Annotated in this window: 16 protein-coding genes; 13 read left to right on the top strand and 3 right to left on the bottom strand. The window is 69.5% G+C overall.

Annotated elements, in window-relative coordinates:
* Positions 1 to 40 precede the first annotated feature (40 nt).
* From ilvB to IEY26_RS03975, 8 genes are all read left to right on the top strand, one after another.
* Complete coding sequence (ilvB, locus tag IEY26_RS04010; RefSeq protein ID WP_188976077.1) at positions 41 to 1,756, top strand: biosynthetic-type acetolactate synthase large subunit; 1,716 nt, start codon at positions 41 to 43, stop codon at positions 1,754 to 1,756.
* Entirely contained in the window at positions 1,753 to 2,352 is a 600-nt protein-coding gene (gene ilvN, locus IEY26_RS04005) for an acetolactate synthase small subunit (protein WP_188976075.1), read from the top strand. The genes ilvB and ilvN overlap by 4 nt, the downstream gene beginning before the upstream one ends.
* A complete protein-coding gene (ilvC, locus tag IEY26_RS04000; protein ID WP_188976073.1) occupies positions 2,345 to 3,400 on the top strand; it encodes a ketol-acid reductoisomerase in 1,056 nt (351 codons plus the stop codon). The genes ilvN and ilvC overlap by 8 nt, the downstream gene beginning before the upstream one ends.
* Positions 3,397 to 3,618: a hypothetical protein gene (locus tag IEY26_RS03995; protein WP_188976071.1), complete on the top strand. Its 222-nt coding sequence runs from the start codon at positions 3,397 to 3,399 to the stop codon at positions 3,616 to 3,618. Before ilvC ends, IEY26_RS03995 begins: the two co-directional genes overlap by 4 nt.
* Positions 3,615 to 5,042, top strand: a complete 1,428-nt coding sequence (gene leuC, locus IEY26_RS03990; RefSeq protein WP_188976069.1) for a 3-isopropylmalate dehydratase large subunit — start codon at positions 3,615 to 3,617, stop codon at positions 5,040 to 5,042. The genes IEY26_RS03995 and leuC overlap by 4 nt, the downstream gene beginning before the upstream one ends.
* Positions 5,039 to 5,647 carry a 3-isopropylmalate dehydratase small subunit gene (gene leuD / locus IEY26_RS03985; RefSeq protein ID WP_188976067.1) on the top strand — a complete coding sequence of 203 codons (609 nt, stop codon included), beginning with the start codon at positions 5,039 to 5,041 and terminating at the stop codon, positions 5,645 to 5,647. Before leuC ends, leuD begins: the two co-directional genes overlap by 4 nt.
* Positions 5,640 to 6,608, top strand: a complete 969-nt coding sequence (locus IEY26_RS03980; protein ID WP_188976065.1) for an isocitrate/isopropylmalate dehydrogenase family protein — start codon at positions 5,640 to 5,642, stop codon at positions 6,606 to 6,608. The genes leuD and IEY26_RS03980 overlap by 8 nt, the downstream gene beginning before the upstream one ends.
* Positions 6,609 to 6,794: 186 nt before the next feature.
* Positions 6,795 to 7,601, top strand: coding sequence for a nucleoside phosphorylase (locus IEY26_RS03975; RefSeq protein ID WP_229773913.1), 807 nt, complete (start codon positions 6,795 to 6,797; stop codon positions 7,599 to 7,601).
* Here the strand turns inward: IEY26_RS03975 and IEY26_RS03970 are convergent.
* Both IEY26_RS03970 and IEY26_RS03965 read right to left on the bottom strand, forming a co-directional pair.
* Complete coding sequence (locus IEY26_RS03970; RefSeq protein ID WP_188976063.1) at positions 7,580 to 8,767, bottom strand: PQQ-binding-like beta-propeller repeat protein; 1,188 nt, start codon at positions 8,765 to 8,767, stop codon at positions 7,580 to 7,582. The genes IEY26_RS03975 and IEY26_RS03970 overlap by 22 nt on opposite strands.
* Before the next feature lie 42 nt (positions 8,768 to 8,809).
* Positions 8,810 to 9,691, bottom strand: a complete 882-nt coding sequence (locus IEY26_RS03965) for a homoserine kinase (protein WP_188976061.1) — start codon at positions 9,689 to 9,691, stop codon at positions 8,810 to 8,812.
* 89 nt (positions 9,692 to 9,780) lie between these two features.
* Here IEY26_RS03965 and IEY26_RS03960 point away from each other — a divergent pair, with 89 nt between their 5' ends.
* The gene (locus IEY26_RS03960; protein ID WP_188976059.1) at positions 9,781 to 11,094 is read left to right on the top strand and encodes an NAD(P)/FAD-dependent oxidoreductase; all 1,314 of its coding nucleotides are present in this window, start codon (positions 9,781 to 9,783) and stop codon (positions 11,092 to 11,094) included.
* A gap of 12 nt (positions 11,095 to 11,106) precedes the next feature.
* Here the strand turns inward: IEY26_RS03960 and IEY26_RS03955 are convergent, their stop codons facing one another.
* Positions 11,107 to 11,670: a DUF6149 family protein gene (locus IEY26_RS03955; protein ID WP_188976057.1), complete on the bottom strand. Its 564-nt coding sequence runs from the start codon at positions 11,668 to 11,670 to the stop codon at positions 11,107 to 11,109.
* Positions 11,671 to 11,787: 117 nt separating this feature from the next.
* Here IEY26_RS03955 and IEY26_RS03950 point away from each other — a divergent pair, with 117 nt between their 5' ends.
* From IEY26_RS03950 to IEY26_RS03935, 4 genes are all read left to right on the top strand, one after another.
* Positions 11,788 to 13,038: an NAD(P)/FAD-dependent oxidoreductase gene (locus IEY26_RS03950; protein WP_188976055.1), complete on the top strand. Its 1,251-nt coding sequence runs from the start codon at positions 11,788 to 11,790 to the stop codon at positions 13,036 to 13,038.
* Between the two features lie 28 nt (positions 13,039 to 13,066).
* Complete coding sequence (locus IEY26_RS03945) at positions 13,067 to 13,426, top strand: hypothetical protein (RefSeq protein ID WP_188976053.1); 360 nt, start codon at positions 13,067 to 13,069, stop codon at positions 13,424 to 13,426.
* Between the two features lie 48 nt (positions 13,427 to 13,474).
* The gene (locus IEY26_RS03940) at positions 13,475 to 13,873 is read left to right on the top strand and encodes a DUF7522 family protein (protein ID WP_188976051.1); all 399 of its coding nucleotides are present in this window, start codon (positions 13,475 to 13,477) and stop codon (positions 13,871 to 13,873) included.
* Positions 13,874 to 13,978: 105 nt separating this feature from the next.
* The gene (locus IEY26_RS03935; RefSeq protein WP_188976049.1) at positions 13,979 to 14,398 is read left to right on the top strand and encodes a DUF7124 domain-containing protein; all 420 of its coding nucleotides are present in this window, start codon (positions 13,979 to 13,981) and stop codon (positions 14,396 to 14,398) included.
* The last annotated feature ends 100 nt before the right edge of the window (positions 14,399 to 14,498 follow it).

Below are 14,498 nucleotides of genomic sequence, written 5' to 3'. Positions count from 1 at the left end.
CAGCCACGATGAGAACGAACACGACACGAGGACGGTATCGATGAGCGAGACTGAAAGTGAAACGCGAACCGCGGAACGAGCGGTCCAGACCGGCGCGGAAGCCGCGATTTCGGCGCTGGAAGACGCGGGTGTCGAGGTCGGGTTCGGCGTGCAGGGCGGCGCGATCATGCCCGTCTACGACGCGCTCGGCCAGTCCGACATCCGGCACGTGACGATGGCGCACGAGCAGGGCGCGGCGCACGCCGCCGACGCCTACGGAATCGTCACGGGCGAGCCGGGGCTCTGCCTCGCGACGTCCGGGCCGGGGGCGACGAACCTGGTCACGGGCCTCGCGGACGCGGACATGGACTCGGACCCGATGGTCGCGCTGACCGGGCAGGTCCCGACGGACATGGTCGGGAACGACGCCTTCCAGGAGACGGATACGACGGGCGTGACGACGCCGATCACGAAGACGAACTACTTCGCGACGGACGCGGGGACGGTCGGCGACACCGTCCGCGACGCGGTCGCGGCGGCGAGCGAAGGCCGGCAGGGGCCGACGCTCGTCGACCTGCCGAAGGACGTGACGCAGGCGGAGACGGCGACGTCGCCGAGCCACGAACCGGAGACGAAGCCGACGCCGGAAGCGCCCGCGGAGGCCGTCGACGAGGCGGCGCGGGCGTTCGCCGCCGCGGAGAAACCCGTCATCCTCGCGGGCGGCGGCGTCATCAAGGGCGAGGCGACGCCGGAGCTCCGGCAGTTCGCCGTCGACCACGGCGTGCCCGTCGTGACGACGATGCCGGGCGTCGGCGCGTTCGACGAGACGCATCCGCTCGCGCTCGGGATGGCGGGCATGCACGGGACCGGTCCGGCGAACATGGCGCTCACGCACTGTGACTTCATGCTCGCGGTCGGCACGCGGTTCGACGACCGGCTCACCGGGGGCGTGGAGACGTTCGCGCCCGCGGCGCGCATCGCGCACATCGACATCGACGCGAGCGAAGTGTCGAAGAACGTCCACGCGGACTACCCGCTCATCGGTGACGCGAGCGCGGTCCTCCACCAGCTCGACTCCGCGGTCCCGCGGTCGCCCGACGCGGCCGACTGGCAGGCGCAGTGTGAGACCTGGGAGCGCGAGTATCCGATGGACTACGACGCGCCCGAGGACGAACCGGTGAAGCCGCAGTTCGTCGTCGAAGCCGTCGACGAAGCCACGGCCGGAGACACCGTCGTCACGACCGGCGTCGGCCAACACCAGATGTGGGCGGTCCAGTACTGGACGTTCACCGAGCCGCGCACGTGGGTCTCCAGCCACGGTCTCGGGACGATGGGGTACGGTCTCCCGGCGGCCATCGGCGCGAAAGTCGCCGCACCGGAGCGGGAAGTCGTCTCCTTCGAGGGCGACGGCTCCTTCCTGATGACGTGTCAGGAGCTCTCCGTCGCGGTTCGCGAGGAGCTCGACATCACGGTGTTCGTCCTGAACAACGAGGCCATCGGGATGGTCCGCCAGTGGCAGGACGCGTTCTTCGAGGGCCGGCGGACGGCGTCGGAGTACCCGTGGGGGCCGGACTTCGCGACGGTCGCGGAGGCGTTCGGCGCGGCCGGCTTCACCATCGACACTTACGACGACGTCGCGGACACCGTCGAGGCGGCCCGCGAGTACGACGGGCCGAGCGTCGTCGACTGCCGCATCGACCCGCGCGAGGACGTCTACCCGATGGTTCCGAGCGGCGGGGACAACGGCGCGTTCGCGCTCCGGGAGGAACACCTATGACGGGTGGACTGCAGGGGCCCGACCCGGAGGAGCGCCAGCAGGCGACCGGGCGGCGGAACAGCCAGGGCATCCGCATCGACCCGGACGTCGAGGCGGAGCCCGCGGAGCGCCGCGAGGTGCTGTCGGCGCTCGTCGACCACGAGCCCGGCGTTCTCTCCGAGGTCGCGGGGCTGTTCGCGCGCCGCCAGTTCAACATCGAGAGCCTGACCGTCGGCCCGACGACGGACGAGGGGATGGCGCGGATGACCATCGTCGTCCGCGAGCCCGGACCCGGCGTCGAGCAGGCGAAACGCCAGCTGCGGAAGCTCGCGCCCGTCCACTCGGTCAGCGAGCTCTCCGGCGCGGTCGAGCGCGAACTCGCGCTCATCAAGGTCGAAGACGACGACCCCGCCGGCGTCGCCGCGGTCGCGGAGATGTACGGCGGAGAAGCGGTCGAAGCCGGCCCGGAGGTCGTGACGGTCGAGCTCACGGGCTCAGAGGAAGCAGTCGACGCGGCCATCGCCGCGTTCGAACGATTCGGCGTTCGCGAGGTCGCCCGCACGGGCACCGCGGCGCTGGCGGGCGGGACGCAGGAAACACGAGAATCCAATGACTGATACTGACGATTTCACCCAGCCGATCTATCGAGACGACGACGCGGACGAACGCGACATCACGAACAAGACCGTGGCCGTGCTCGGCTACGGGAGTCAGGGCCACGCGCACGCGCAGAACCTGGACGACTCCGGCGTCGACGTCGTCGTGGGGCTCCGGAAGAGCTCCGCGTCCTGGGACGCCGCGGAAGCGGACGGCCTCGACGTGGCGACGCCCGTGGAGGCGGCCGAGCAGGCGGACGTCGTGTCGATGCTCGTCCCGGACACGGTACAGCCGTCGGTCTACGCCGACATCGAGGACGCCATCCAGCCGGGCGACACCCTCCAGTTCGCGCACGGGTTCAACATCCACTACGGGCAGATCGACCCGAAACCCGGCGTGGACGTGACGATGATCGCGCCGAAGTCCCCGGGTCACCTCGTCCGCCGGAACTACGAGGCCGGCGAGGGCACCCCGGCGTTGCTCGCCGTGCATCGCGACGAGACGGGTGAGGCGAAGTCGGAGGCGCTCGCGTACGCGCAGGCCATCGGATGCGCTCGGGCGGGCGTCCTCGAAACGACGTTCCAGGAGGAGACGGAGTCCGACCTCTTCGGCGAGCAGGCCGTGCTCTGCGGCGGCGTCACCAGCCTCATCAAGGCGGGGTACGAGACGCTCGTCGAGAACGGCTACAGCCCGGAGATGGCGTACTTCGAGTGCATGAACGAGATGAAGCTCATCGTCGACCTGATGTACGAGGGCGGGCTCGGCGAGATGTGGGACTCCGTCTCCGACACCGCGGAGTACGGCGGGCTCGTCGAGGGCGACGAGGTCGTCGACGAGCACGTCCGCGAGAACATGCAGGAGACGCTCGACCGCGTGCAGAACGGCGAGTTCGCGACGCGGTGGATCGCGGAGAACCAGGCGGGCCGGCCGTCGTTCAATCAGCGCCACCACGCGGAGCGGAACCACGAGATCGAGGACGTCGGGGAGCGACTCCGCGGTCTCTTCGCGTGGGCGGAACAGGAGACCGAGCGAGAGCCCGAGAAGACGGAGGCGGAGGTCCGACAATGAACATGCGAAACGTCAACCACACAGACCCGAACAGCACGGAGAACACCTTCGGCCGGCTCTTCCGACGCGGCCCGGAGCTGACGGACGGTGGTGAGTCGGCGGCGGACGAGGAGTCCGGGTCCGAGCCGACGGCGGCGATGCAGGATATCGACCACGAGCACGGCGACACCCCCGACCCGAACGAGGTATGGGAGCGGGGCGGCGAAGCAGAGGAATGAGCGAGGGAACGCTCTACGATACGGTCTGGGACCGCCACGCGGTGACGGAGCTTCCGTCCGGACAGACGCAGCTCTTCGTCGGGCTCCACCTCATCCACGAGGTGACGAGTCCGCAGGCGTTCGGGATGCTCAGAGAGCGCGGGATGGAGGTCGCGTATCCGGAGCGGACGCACGCGACGGTCGACCACATCGTCCCGACGGGCGACCGAGAGCGACCGTACGGCGACGACGCCGCCGAGGAGATGATGCGCGAGCTCGAGGAGAACGTCCGCGAGGCGGGCATCGAGTTCGACCACCCCGACACGGGGAATCAGGGTATCGTGCACGTCATCGGCCCGGAGCAGGGGAAGACCCAGCCGGGGATGACGATCGTCTGCGGCGACAGCCACACGGCGACGCACGGCGCGTTCGGTGCGCTCGCGTTCGGCATCGGCACCTCCCAGATTCGCGACGTCTTCGCCACGGGCTGTATCGCGATGGAGAAACAGGACGTCCGCCGCATCGAGGTGAACGGCGAGCTCGGCGACGGCGTCACCGCGAAGGACGTCGTGCTCACCATCATCCGGAAGCTCGGCACCGACGGCGGCGTCGGCTACGTCTACGAGTACGCCGGCGACGTCATCGAGAACATGGGCATGGAGGGCCGGATGACCATCTGTAACATGAGTATCGAGGGCGGCGCGCGCGCGGGCTACGTCAACCCCGACGAGACCACCTACGAGTTCCTGCGCGACACCGACGCATTCGAGGACGACCCCGAGAAGTTCGAAGCGCGCAAGGCGTACTGGGAGTCCATTCGGTCCGACGCGGACGCCGAGTACGACGACGTCGTCGAAATCGACGGGTCGGAGATCGAACCGACGGTGACGTGGGGGACGACGCCCGGGCAGGGCGTCGGCGTCACGGAGCCGATTCCCGCGCCCGCGGACCTCCCGGCGGACAAACGCGACGTCGCGGAGCGCGCACAGGAACACATGGGCGTCGAGCCCGGCGACACCATGGAGGGCTACCCCATCGACGTCGCGTTCCTCGGGAGCTGCACGAACGCGCGTCTCCCCGACCTCCGCGCGGCCGCCGACATCGTCGACGGCCGCGAGGTCCACGAGGACGTCCGCGCGATGGTCGTCCCCGGAAGCCAGCGCGTGAAAGCCGCCGCCGAAGCCGAAGGCCTCGACGAGATCTTCCGAGAAGCGGGCTTCGACTGGCGGGGCGCGGGCTGTTCGATGTGCCTCGGGATGAACGACGACCAGCTGGAGGGCGCGGAGACCTCCGCATCGTCGTCGAATCGGAACTTCGTGGGTCGGCAGGGCTCGAAGGAGGGGCGGACCGTCCTCATGAGTCCGACGATGGTCGCCGCCGCCGCCGTAGAAGGCGAGGTGACGGACGTCCGCGACCTCGAACCGGTCCGGGAGGTGCGGGCATGAGCGGGCCAGCCGACACCGTCGAGCACGTCTCCGGTACGGGCGTGCCCGTCCGCGGGAACGACATCGACACGGACCAGATCATCCCCGCGCGCTTCCTGAAGGTCGTCACCTTCGACGGCCTCGGCGAGTTCGCGTTCTTCGACCAGCGCTTTACCGATGACGACGAGCCGAAAGACCACCCGTTCAACGAGGAGCGCTATCAGGGCGCGTCGGTCTTAGCCGTCAACGCGAACTTCGGCTGTGGCTCCTCCAGAGAGCACGCGCCGCAGGCGCTCCAGCGATGGGGAATCGACGCCATCGTCGGCGAGTCGTTCGCGGAGATCTTCGCGGGGAACTGCCTCGCGCTCGGCATCCCTACCGTGGTCGCGGACCACGAGACCGTCACCGAGCTCCAGGACTGGATCGCCGACCACCCGGACGCGGACATCGACGTGGATGTCGCCGCGGAGACGGTGACGTACGGCGACACGACCGTGGACGTCGAGGTGGACGACGCGCAGCGGAAGGCGCTCGTCGACGGCGTCTGGGACACGACGGCGCTGATGAAGTCGAACGAGGAGACAGTGCGAGAGACCGCCGCGGCCCTCCCCTACGTCGATGAGTGAGGAGATTGCGGTCGTCGCCGGCGACGGTATCGGCCGGGAGGTCGTCCCGCCGGCGGTGGACGTGCTCGATGCGCTCGACCGCGGCTTCGAGTTCGTCGAGGCGGACGCTGGCGACGCCGTGCTCGAAGCGACCGGGGACCCGCTCCCCGAGGAGACCTACGACCTCGTGGCGTCGGCTGACGCGACGCTCTTCGGCTCCGTCGGCGAGAGCGCGGCGGACGTCATTCTCCCGCTCCGCGAGGCGGTGGACTCCTTCGTGAACGTCCGCCCGGCGAAGGCGTATCCGGGCGTGGACGCGCTCCGCCCGGAGACGGACCTCGTCTTCCTCCGGGAGAACTCCGAGGGCGTCTACAAGGGCATCGAGAGCAAGCTCACGGCGGACGTGTCGACGCTCACGCGCGTCGTGACGACGTCGGCGAGCGAGCGGCTCGCCGAGTACGCCTGCGACTACGCGCCCGAGGGGTTCACGGTCGCGCACAAGGCGAACGTGATGCGGGAGACGGACGGGCGGTTCCTCGACGCGGTCGAGGGCGTCGCCGACGAGCGCGGGGTGGAGACGGAGCGAGCGCTGATGGACGCGCTCGCGATGCATCTCTGTCTGCGGCCCGAGGAGTACGACGTCGTCGTCTGCCCGAACCTCGCGGGCGACGTGCTCTCCGATCTAGCTGCTGGCCTCGTCGGCGGGCTCGGCCTCCTGCCGTCGGCGAACGTCGGCCCGGAGCGCGGCGTCTTCGAGCCCGTGCACGGCACCGCGCCCGACATCGCGGGCGAGGGCGTCGCGAACCCCTGCGCGGCGATTCTCTCGGCGGCGATGCTCCTCGACTTCCTCGGCTACGGCGCGGACGCAGACCGCGTTCGCGACGCGGTGGAGGCCGTCCTCGAAGACGGCCCGCGGACGCCCGACCTCGGCGGCGACGCCGGCACGGACGACGTCGCCGCGGCCGTCCTCGACGAACTCTGAGGGGCGTTCGGACGACGCCGATTTTCCCTTCCTACTCGGACGGCCATTCGCCGTCCGAGGAGTTCTCTCCGCGGGCGCGGCGTCGCCGCGTTCCGAAGCGGACGCCCGCGGATGCTTCTCGGGTGATACGGTGACGTCGCCGCGTCCTCGCATTTGAAGGTTCGGCGCACGGAACGCGTGCGTACGATGCCGCTGCCGAACTATCCGGAGAAGTACGACGAGCCCGCGGTGTTCACGCCGGACGACGTGCTGGACGACGCGGCGGAGCGCGGGACGCCCCTGGTCGCGGACGCGCCCGACGGCGTGTTAGTGTGTTACCAGCCGCATTTCCTCGACCGCGTGCTCGACGCGCGGGAGACGGAACGCGTCGATTCCGGCGAGGGCTTGTTCGACTTCGAACTCCACCGCTTCACGGACCTCGACGTCTCGGCGGACCTCGGCGTCGTCGGGTATTTCGGAATCGGCGCGCCGACGACGGCGATGGTGCTCGAAGTCCTGCACGCGGCGGGCGCGGACGTGTTTCTCTCGGTGGGGTGGGCGGGCTGTCTCCAGCCGGACCACCCGCAGTCAGCGTTCGTCGTCGCCGACGAAGGCGTCAGGGACGAGGGCGTGAGTCACCACTACCTCCCGGACGCGGAGCGCGTGGCGGCGGACGCGGAGTTGGTGGGCGCGCTGACGGACGAACTGGAGGCGGAGGGCGAGCGCTACGCGACGGGGGCGACGTGGACGACGGACGCGTTCTTCCGGGAGACGCGGCGGGAGGTCGAGCAGTACCGCGACGCGGGCGTGTTGACGGTGGAGATGGAGGGCGCGGCGACGTTCGCCGTGGGCGACTATCGTGGGTGTGCGGCGGGCGCGCTCTACCTCGTGAGCGACTACGTCGCGCCCGGGGACTGGAACCCCGCGTTCGGCGAGAGTCCGGACGCCGTCGACGCGTTGCCGGTGGCGCTGTCGGCGCTCGCGTCCCGCGTTCAGGCGGGTTCGAGGCAGTAGAGACCGACACCGGCGTCTTCCGTTCGCTGGCAGGCGGCGAAGAGCGCGCCGTCGGCGACGGCGAGCCCTTCGACCGAACCAGGTGTTGGATGCGACCAGCGTTCGATGCCGAAGCGGTAGCCGAACGCGCCGACACCGCCGTCGAGCGCGAAAGCGTGGACGCGGTCGCCGCTGGACGCGTAGAGGGTGTCGCCGGCGGCGACGGGCGGTGTGGCGTCGAAGCGACCGCGCGTCCGCCACCACTGCTCGGAGTCGAAGCCGCGGTAGGACGCGAGCGCGTCGTACCCCGCGGTGAGGAGGGTGGACCCGGCTTTCACCGGCGCGGCGTTCGCCGTGGTCGCGGGGAGCGCGTCGACCGCCGTCCCGTTGGCGAAGTAGCGGAGCGGGCCGCCGACGGCCGTGACCAGCACGCCGTTTGGTCCGGGGACGAGACCGTCGACCGATCCGCCCGCGTCGGTGCGCCCGCTCTCGGTCGGCGGGTCGTCGTGTTCGACCGCCCACGCGTAGGTGTAGACGGTGCCGGCGCGGGTGCCGACGTAGAGCACGGACAGCGAGGACGCCATTCGGGTCGGCGCGCCGAAGACGTCCGACTGCCACGAGACCTCGCCGGTTTCGGGGTGGATGCGACGGAGGACGCCCTGGTCGTTGCCGGCGAAGAGCGCGTTCGCGTGGTCGGTGTCGACGAGCCGGGGGCGACCGGAGAGAGAGCCGGCGTCGGCGAGCGACCACGCGACGTCGCCGGTTTCGGCGTCGAGGGCGTAGACCGTGCCGCGTTCGGTGGTCGTGTAGACGAGTCCGCCGCCGACGCTGGGGCTGCGCGGCCACGGCCCGCGGTTCTCGCCGGTGAACCGCCATCGCTCGTCGCCGGTTTCGGCGTCGAGCGCGACGAGGGCGTCCGGTGTCGGGAGGAAGACGGTGCCGTCGGCGACGGCTGGCGCGCCGCAGGCGGCGGCGTCAGTGTACGTCCAGCGTTCGCGGACGCCGTCGCGGGGCGCGGCGGCGTTCGGCGCGTAGGCGGTGTTCCGTGCGTCGTAGCGCGGCGTCCGCCAGTCCGTGCTGGCGTCGCTCCCGGGTTCGAACGCGGGGGCGTCGAGGGCGGCACAGCCGGCGAGCCCGGCGGTCGCGGCGCTCGCGCTGGCGGCGAGGAACTGTCGTCTGGAGGGCACGCCGGAACGTCGCGTCGGGCGCGTCAAAAGGGTGTGGGGTTGTCAGCGGTCGAGGATGTACGCGCCGTCGCCGACGCGCGTCTGGAAGGCGCGCGCGTCGATTCCTTCGGCGTCGAAGCCGCTGGTGAGGGCGGCGGCGATGTCGCGACGACGGCCGGGGTAGCAGACGGCGAGGACGCTGGGGCCGGCCCCGGAGACCGTGACGCCGGTCGCGCCGGCGTCGAGCGCGGCTTCGCGGGCGGCGTCGTAGCCGTCGATGAGGGCGGCGCGCGCGGGCGTGACGACGCGTTCGTCCATGCCGCGGCCGACGCGCACGGGATCGTTCTCGTACATGCCGGCGACGAGCGTCGCGGCGCTCCCGACCGTGTGCACGAGTTCGTCGAGGGTGGTCTCCTGCGGGACGACGTCGCGGGCTTCGCGGGTGGAGCCGACCCGGTCGGGGAGGCAGGCGACGAGCGCGAGGTCGGTGTCGACGGAGAAGACGCCGTCCTCGCGGACGATGGTGAAGCCGCCGAGGATGGAGGGCGCGACGTTGTCGGCGTGGGCGTCGCCGGAGACGACGGCTTCGCCTTCAGCGGCGGCGCGGACGAGCGTCTCGTCGTCGAGGCCGAGGTCGTAGAGGTCGTCGAGGGCGACGGCGGCGGCGGCCGCGGAGGCCGCGGAGGACCCGAGGCCGGAGGAGGGGCGGACGCCCTTGTCGATAGTGATGCGGGCGGGGGCGTCGAGTTCGGCGGCGACGACGCCGGCGGTGTTCTTCGCGGGGTCTTCGGGGATGAACTCGCTCCCGAGGCCGCGCATCTCGATGGTCGTCTCCTCGGCGCGCTCGACGGTGACGACGTCGCCCGGTCGGTCGAGCGCCACGCCGAAGGTGTCGAAGCCGCTCCCGAGGTTCGCGCTCGTCGCCGGTGCCCACGCGGTAACCATTCTCCCCCTACCTACCGAAGGCGGGGAGAAAAGCCTAGCGAACGCCGCAGACCGTAACGGTAAACCGCTCGCCCCCCGGATTCGCGGACATGATCGGTATCGTCGGCGGCGGCGTCGCCGGGCTCGCGGCGGCCCGTCGGCTCCAGACCGCCGGCCACGACGTCCGCGTGTTCGAGGCGAGCGACGACCTCGGCGGCCTCGCCGCCTCCTACGAGACGGCCGGCGACCCCATCGAGAAATACTACCACCATCTCTCCGGGAGCGAGGAGACCATCGTCGACCTCATCGAGGAGCTCGGCCTCGGCGACAAGCTCGAGTGGCCGATCGGGAAGAACGCCTACTACATCGACGGCCAGATTCACCCGATGGACAAGCCGTGGGAGATCCTCGCGTTCCCCCACTGGAGCGTGTACGACACGTTCAGACTCGGGATGCTCGTCCTCGACGTCGACGTCTCCGAGGGGATTCCGAAGTTCGACACGTTCGACGACCTCGAGGATTTCGAGGACGTCTCAGTCCGTGAGTTCTGCCTGCGGCACACGACCGAGAACGTCTACGAGACGTTCTTCGAGCCGCTCCTCGACGCGAAGTTCGGCGAGCGCAAAGAGGACGTCTCCGCCGCCTGGCTGCTGGGGAGGATTAAGTTCCGCGGGGAGCGCGACCTCCTGAAGGGGGAGCCGCTGGGCTACCTCGACGGCGGCTTCTACCAGTTCACGAACGCGCTCGTCGACGACGTCGGCCGGGACGTCATCGAGACGAGAGTGCGCGTGACGGACGTCGGCATCGAGGGCGGCGCGGCGACGACGCTGACCGTGGAGCGCGGCGAGGCGGGGGACGCGGAGACGTTCGACGTCGACGGCGTCGTGGTCGCCGCGATGCCGAACGTACTGGAGGCGCTCACGGGCTACGAGTGCGACATCGAGTTCCAGGGCACCGTCTGCACGCTCGTCTCGATGGAGAACTCGCTGACTGATACGTACTGGCTGAACGTCGCGGACGACGCGCCGTTCGGCGCGCTCATCGAGCACACGAACTTCATCGACGAGTCGCACTACGGCGGCGAACACCTCCTCTACGTCCCGAAGTACATCCAGAGCCCCGAGGACCCCGCGTGGCAGGATAGCGATGAAGAAGTCGAGGAGCGCTGGCTGGACGGGCTGGAGTCGCTCTTCCCGGACTTCGACCGGAGTCAGGTGAACTGGATGAAGACGGCGCGAAACCCGCGGACCGCGCCCGTCTACGAGCGCGGCTACCTCGACATGGTCGTTCCCTACGACCTCGCCGACGACGTCGGCGACGGCGTCTATTATGCGGGTATGGCGAGCGAAGCCCAGTATCCCGAACGCTCGCTGAACGGCGCTATCGTCGCCGGCTACGAGTGCGCCGACCGGATTATCGAGTAGTGGCCGTCTGACTCAGGCGGTGACGTCGGCGTCGTCGTCGGCGTTCGAGGTGCCGCCCTTGTGGAGGTCGCCGTCGGCGTCCTCGACGTAGACGTCGTCGGCGTAGCCGGCGTCGGCGTTCGCGTAGTCGCCGTCGTCGAGTTTGTCGGGAGTCGCGGGGGCGTCCGGGACGCCGCCTGCCGGGACGAACTCGCCGAGCGGGTCGTCGAGCGTGATGTCGTGGGCGGCGAAGAAGTCGGCGTAGCGGTCGTAGTGCTCGGAGAGCTCGTCGGCGGGGAACTCCATCATCTCCGTCCAGCCGTGGTTGTAGAAGTCGAAGTTCGCGACGACGTGCGTCATCTCGCGAGCGGCCGCCTCCGGGTGGCCGGCCTGGAGCGCGGCGAGGTACATGTCGATGGTGCCGTCGAAGAACGCTTCGAGGTGGGCTTCGCGTTCGTCGCGGCGGTCGGCGTCGGCCTTCCCGAGGAAGATGTCGACGTGCATGCCGACGAGTCGCTCGTGGGTTTTCTCGCCGACGACGGGAAGCTCGAGGGATTTCTTGAACGCGAAGTGTTTGACGTTCTGGTGGATTTTCATGTCTGCGTCTTCGGGTTCGAGGACCGTAAACGCCCCGACGCCGGTCACCGCGGCAGCGGTTGCCGTTTCCTTCGACGGATAGCAATCCACTTTAACCCGGACTTGCTATCTCCCGCTATGACTGAGTCGTACGTGATTATCGGTGACGGCATCGCGGGCAGTTCCGCCGCGGAGACCATCCGCGAGCGCGAGCCCGACGCGGACGTGACGGTCGTCACCGACGAGGGAGAGCCCCTCTACAATCGCATTCTCATCAAGGAGTTCGCGAAGGGGAAACTCCCGGAGGCACCCATCTCCATCCACGACGAGGACTGGTACGACGACCGCGACATCGACCTCGCGTTGAACACGCTCGTCACCGGCATCGACACGGACGCACACGAGGTCTACACGCACGACGACGAGACGCTCGCGTACGACGAGCTTCTCGTCGCGACGGGCGGGACGCCGACGCAGCTCCCCGTCGAGAACTCCGACGCTGACGGCATCCACCACTTCTGGACGTTCGAGGACGCGCGCCGCATCAAGGAGCACGCGGAGGAAGCGTCGACGAGCGTCATCGTCGGCGCGGGCCTCCTCGGGATCGACCTCGCCGCCATCTCGGCGGCACAGGGGCTCGACGCGCACTACCTGATGCGCGGCGACGCCTGGTGGCGGTACGCGATGAGCAAGGAGGGCGCGGACATCATCCACGACGCCCTCCGCGAGAAGGGCGTCGAACCCGTCTTCGACTCCGGCGTCGACCGCTTCGAGACGGACGACGACGGGAACGTCACCGCGGCCGTCGACCCGAACGGCGAGCGCTACGACGCGGAGTTCGTCGGCGTCGCCATCGGCCTGAACTTCAACCTCGAACTCCTCCAGGATACGGGCGTGGAGACGGACAACGGCATCGTCGTCGACGAGTACATGCGGACGAGCGTCGACGACGTCTACGCGGCCGGCGACCTGACGCAGTTCCACGACACCATCCTCAGCGAGCGCGCGCAGAACGGCTCGTGGGGCAGCGCGAAACAGCAGGGGAGCGTCGCCGCGAAGGCGATGACGGCCGACGACGTCGAGAGCGAGGTCGACGCCTTCCGCTGGGTGTCCTCGTACTCCATCACCCACTTCGACTTCCCCTTCCTCTCCTTCGGTTTCCCCACGATTGGCGAGGACCACGCGGAGCGCAAGTACTCCGAGACGGAGTGGCGGCGCATCGCGTTCAAGGACGGGAAGATCGTCGGCGGCGTCCTCATCGGGAACCTCGCGCCGCAGTCGAAGTACAAACAGCTCATGCAGCAGGAAGCCGAGGTCGCCGACCAGCGGGACGTCCTCCTCCGCGAGAACTTCGACCTCGAGGACCTCGACGTCGAACTCGAAGCCTGAGAGAAACGTAATTCCGTCTGGGTCGTCGGTGCGGTATGCGTCGCCGATTCCTCCTCGCCGCTGTCGTCCTCGTCGCCGCGGTCGCCGCCGGCGTCGTCTACACGCAGGGAACGGGTCGAGCGACGCCACCCTCTACGCGACGACGGAACTCGGGACGGATAGGCCCGAGGCGGTTCCGCTGAACGACTCTCGGCTCGCGGACAGCGCGGTCGTTCAGAGCGTCGTCGAGGAGGCCGTCGCGGACGACGCGGCGGCGGTCGACCTCACCGCGGTGGACGCGGTGCGACGGGACCTCGACGCCGTCAGGAACGACACGAACGCCCGGACGGGCGTCTACATCCGACACGACGGGACGGTCGTCGACGTCTACGTCCGCGTCGAGACGTAGCAGCGCGCCGTACGAACCTTCTTACTCCCGCGGTGTGATTCGGCGGGTATGTCGGATCAGCTTCTCGGCGACGGGCCGCGCGACCGCCTCGTCACCGTCGCGCGGACGGCGCTCGGCGACAGCCTGCGGTCGGCGACGTACTTCACGCACAACGACTACGAGCAGATCTACCTGCGCTCGGACCTCGAACGCGACGCGGACCTGATGGCGTTCATCGGCGCGGAGTGGCAGGATTACAACGTGACGCAGGGCGCGTACAGCAACTCGGAGCTCGGCGAGTACCAGTTCACGATTCGCGCGTTCGATAACGGCTACCTCGTGCGTATCACGCGGTCGGACCGCGGGGTGTTCGTGACGACGGACGGCATCACGATGCAGGATTTCCGGTCGGCGGCGGAATCCGTCGACGACATCCTGGGAGACCTCGCGGGCGAGAGCCGACAGTAGGCCACGAGACAGCGGTCGAAGCCGGAATCCGAATCGGCGTCGGAACCGGAACCGAAAGCCGCGGGCTTCGAAGGCGTTTTCCTCTCGGCGGCGCGTAAGGCGGGTATGAGCATGGGCGGGAGCGGGGAGATGACGCTAGCGTTCGAGTTGTCCGCGCTGCAGCGGCTCGCGAAGCCGGGGACGGCGTTCGCGGACGCGCGCCAGTGGACGAAGTACGTCGGCGTGGTGAGCGACGAGCCGACGTACGTGGTGACGAACTTCACGCGGAAGCGGCGCATCCGCCAGGACTTCTTCTCCGGGCCGAAGGGGAAGGCGGAGAGCCTGGAGAGCGTCCGCAAGCAGTTCGACACGGACCGTCACGTCTTCATCGGGACGACGGACGAGGACGAGGCGCTCGCGGATGAGACCGGTTGGGAGTACCTCGACGTCGAGGACGCCGCGGAGGCGGCGGAGTGGGAGCTCGGCGAGGGCGACGAGGTCGCGGACGCGGCGTCGGAGGCGGCGGAGCGCGACGACTGGCCGTAGTCGGAGGTTCTCGGCGGGTTCGACAGACGGAAGGATTTCGGCCGGTTCGATAGACGGCCGAGGGCGAAGGGCCTCGGACGGCGAACGGCCGTGCGAGTCG

The sequence above is a fragment of the Halocalculus aciditolerans genome, from assembly GCF_014647475.1.
In the GTDB taxonomy this organism is placed as follows: domain Archaea; phylum Halobacteriota; class Halobacteria; order Halobacteriales; family Halobacteriaceae; genus Halocalculus; species Halocalculus aciditolerans.
The sequence above is the reverse complement of the archived record's forward strand: the minus strand, read 5'-3'. Positions and strand labels throughout refer to the sequence as shown.

Bases quoted from the DNA above. Each gene is read 5' to 3' on its own strand.
- ilvB (WP_188976077.1), top strand. From the start codon at position 41: ATGAGCGAGACTGAAAGTGAAACGCGAACCGCGGAACGAGCGGTCCAG.
- ilvN (WP_188976075.1), top strand. From the start codon at position 1,753: ATGACGGGTGGACTGCAGGGGCCCGACCCGGAGGAGCGCCAGCAGGCG.
- ilvC (WP_188976073.1), top strand. From the start codon at position 2,345: ATGACTGATACTGACGATTTCACCCAGCCGATCTATCGAGACGACGAC.
- IEY26_RS03995 (WP_188976071.1), top strand. From the start codon at position 3,397: ATGAACATGCGAAACGTCAACCACACAGACCCGAACAGCACGGAGAAC.
- leuC (WP_188976069.1), top strand. From the start codon at position 3,615: ATGAGCGAGGGAACGCTCTACGATACGGTCTGGGACCGCCACGCGGTG.
- leuD (WP_188976067.1), top strand. From the start codon at position 5,039: ATGAGCGGGCCAGCCGACACCGTCGAGCACGTCTCCGGTACGGGCGTG.
- IEY26_RS03980 (WP_188976065.1), top strand. From the start codon at position 5,640: ATGAGTGAGGAGATTGCGGTCGTCGCCGGCGACGGTATCGGCCGGGAG.
- IEY26_RS03975 (WP_229773913.1), top strand. From the start codon at position 6,795: ATGCCGCTGCCGAACTATCCGGAGAAGTACGACGAGCCCGCGGTGTTC.
- IEY26_RS03965 (WP_188976061.1), bottom strand. From the start codon at position 9,691: ATGGTTACCGCGTGGGCACCGGCGACGAGCGCGAACCTCGGGAGCGGC.
- IEY26_RS03960 (WP_188976059.1), top strand. From the start codon at position 9,781: ATGATCGGTATCGTCGGCGGCGGCGTCGCCGGGCTCGCGGCGGCCCGT.
- IEY26_RS03955 (WP_188976057.1), bottom strand. From the start codon at position 11,670: ATGAAAATCCACCAGAACGTCAAACACTTCGCGTTCAAGAAATCCCTC.
- IEY26_RS03950 (WP_188976055.1), top strand. From the start codon at position 11,788: ATGACTGAGTCGTACGTGATTATCGGTGACGGCATCGCGGGCAGTTCC.
- IEY26_RS03940 (WP_188976051.1), top strand. From the start codon at position 13,475: ATGTCGGATCAGCTTCTCGGCGACGGGCCGCGCGACCGCCTCGTCACC.
- IEY26_RS03935 (WP_188976049.1), top strand. From the start codon at position 13,979: ATGAGCATGGGCGGGAGCGGGGAGATGACGCTAGCGTTCGAGTTGTCC.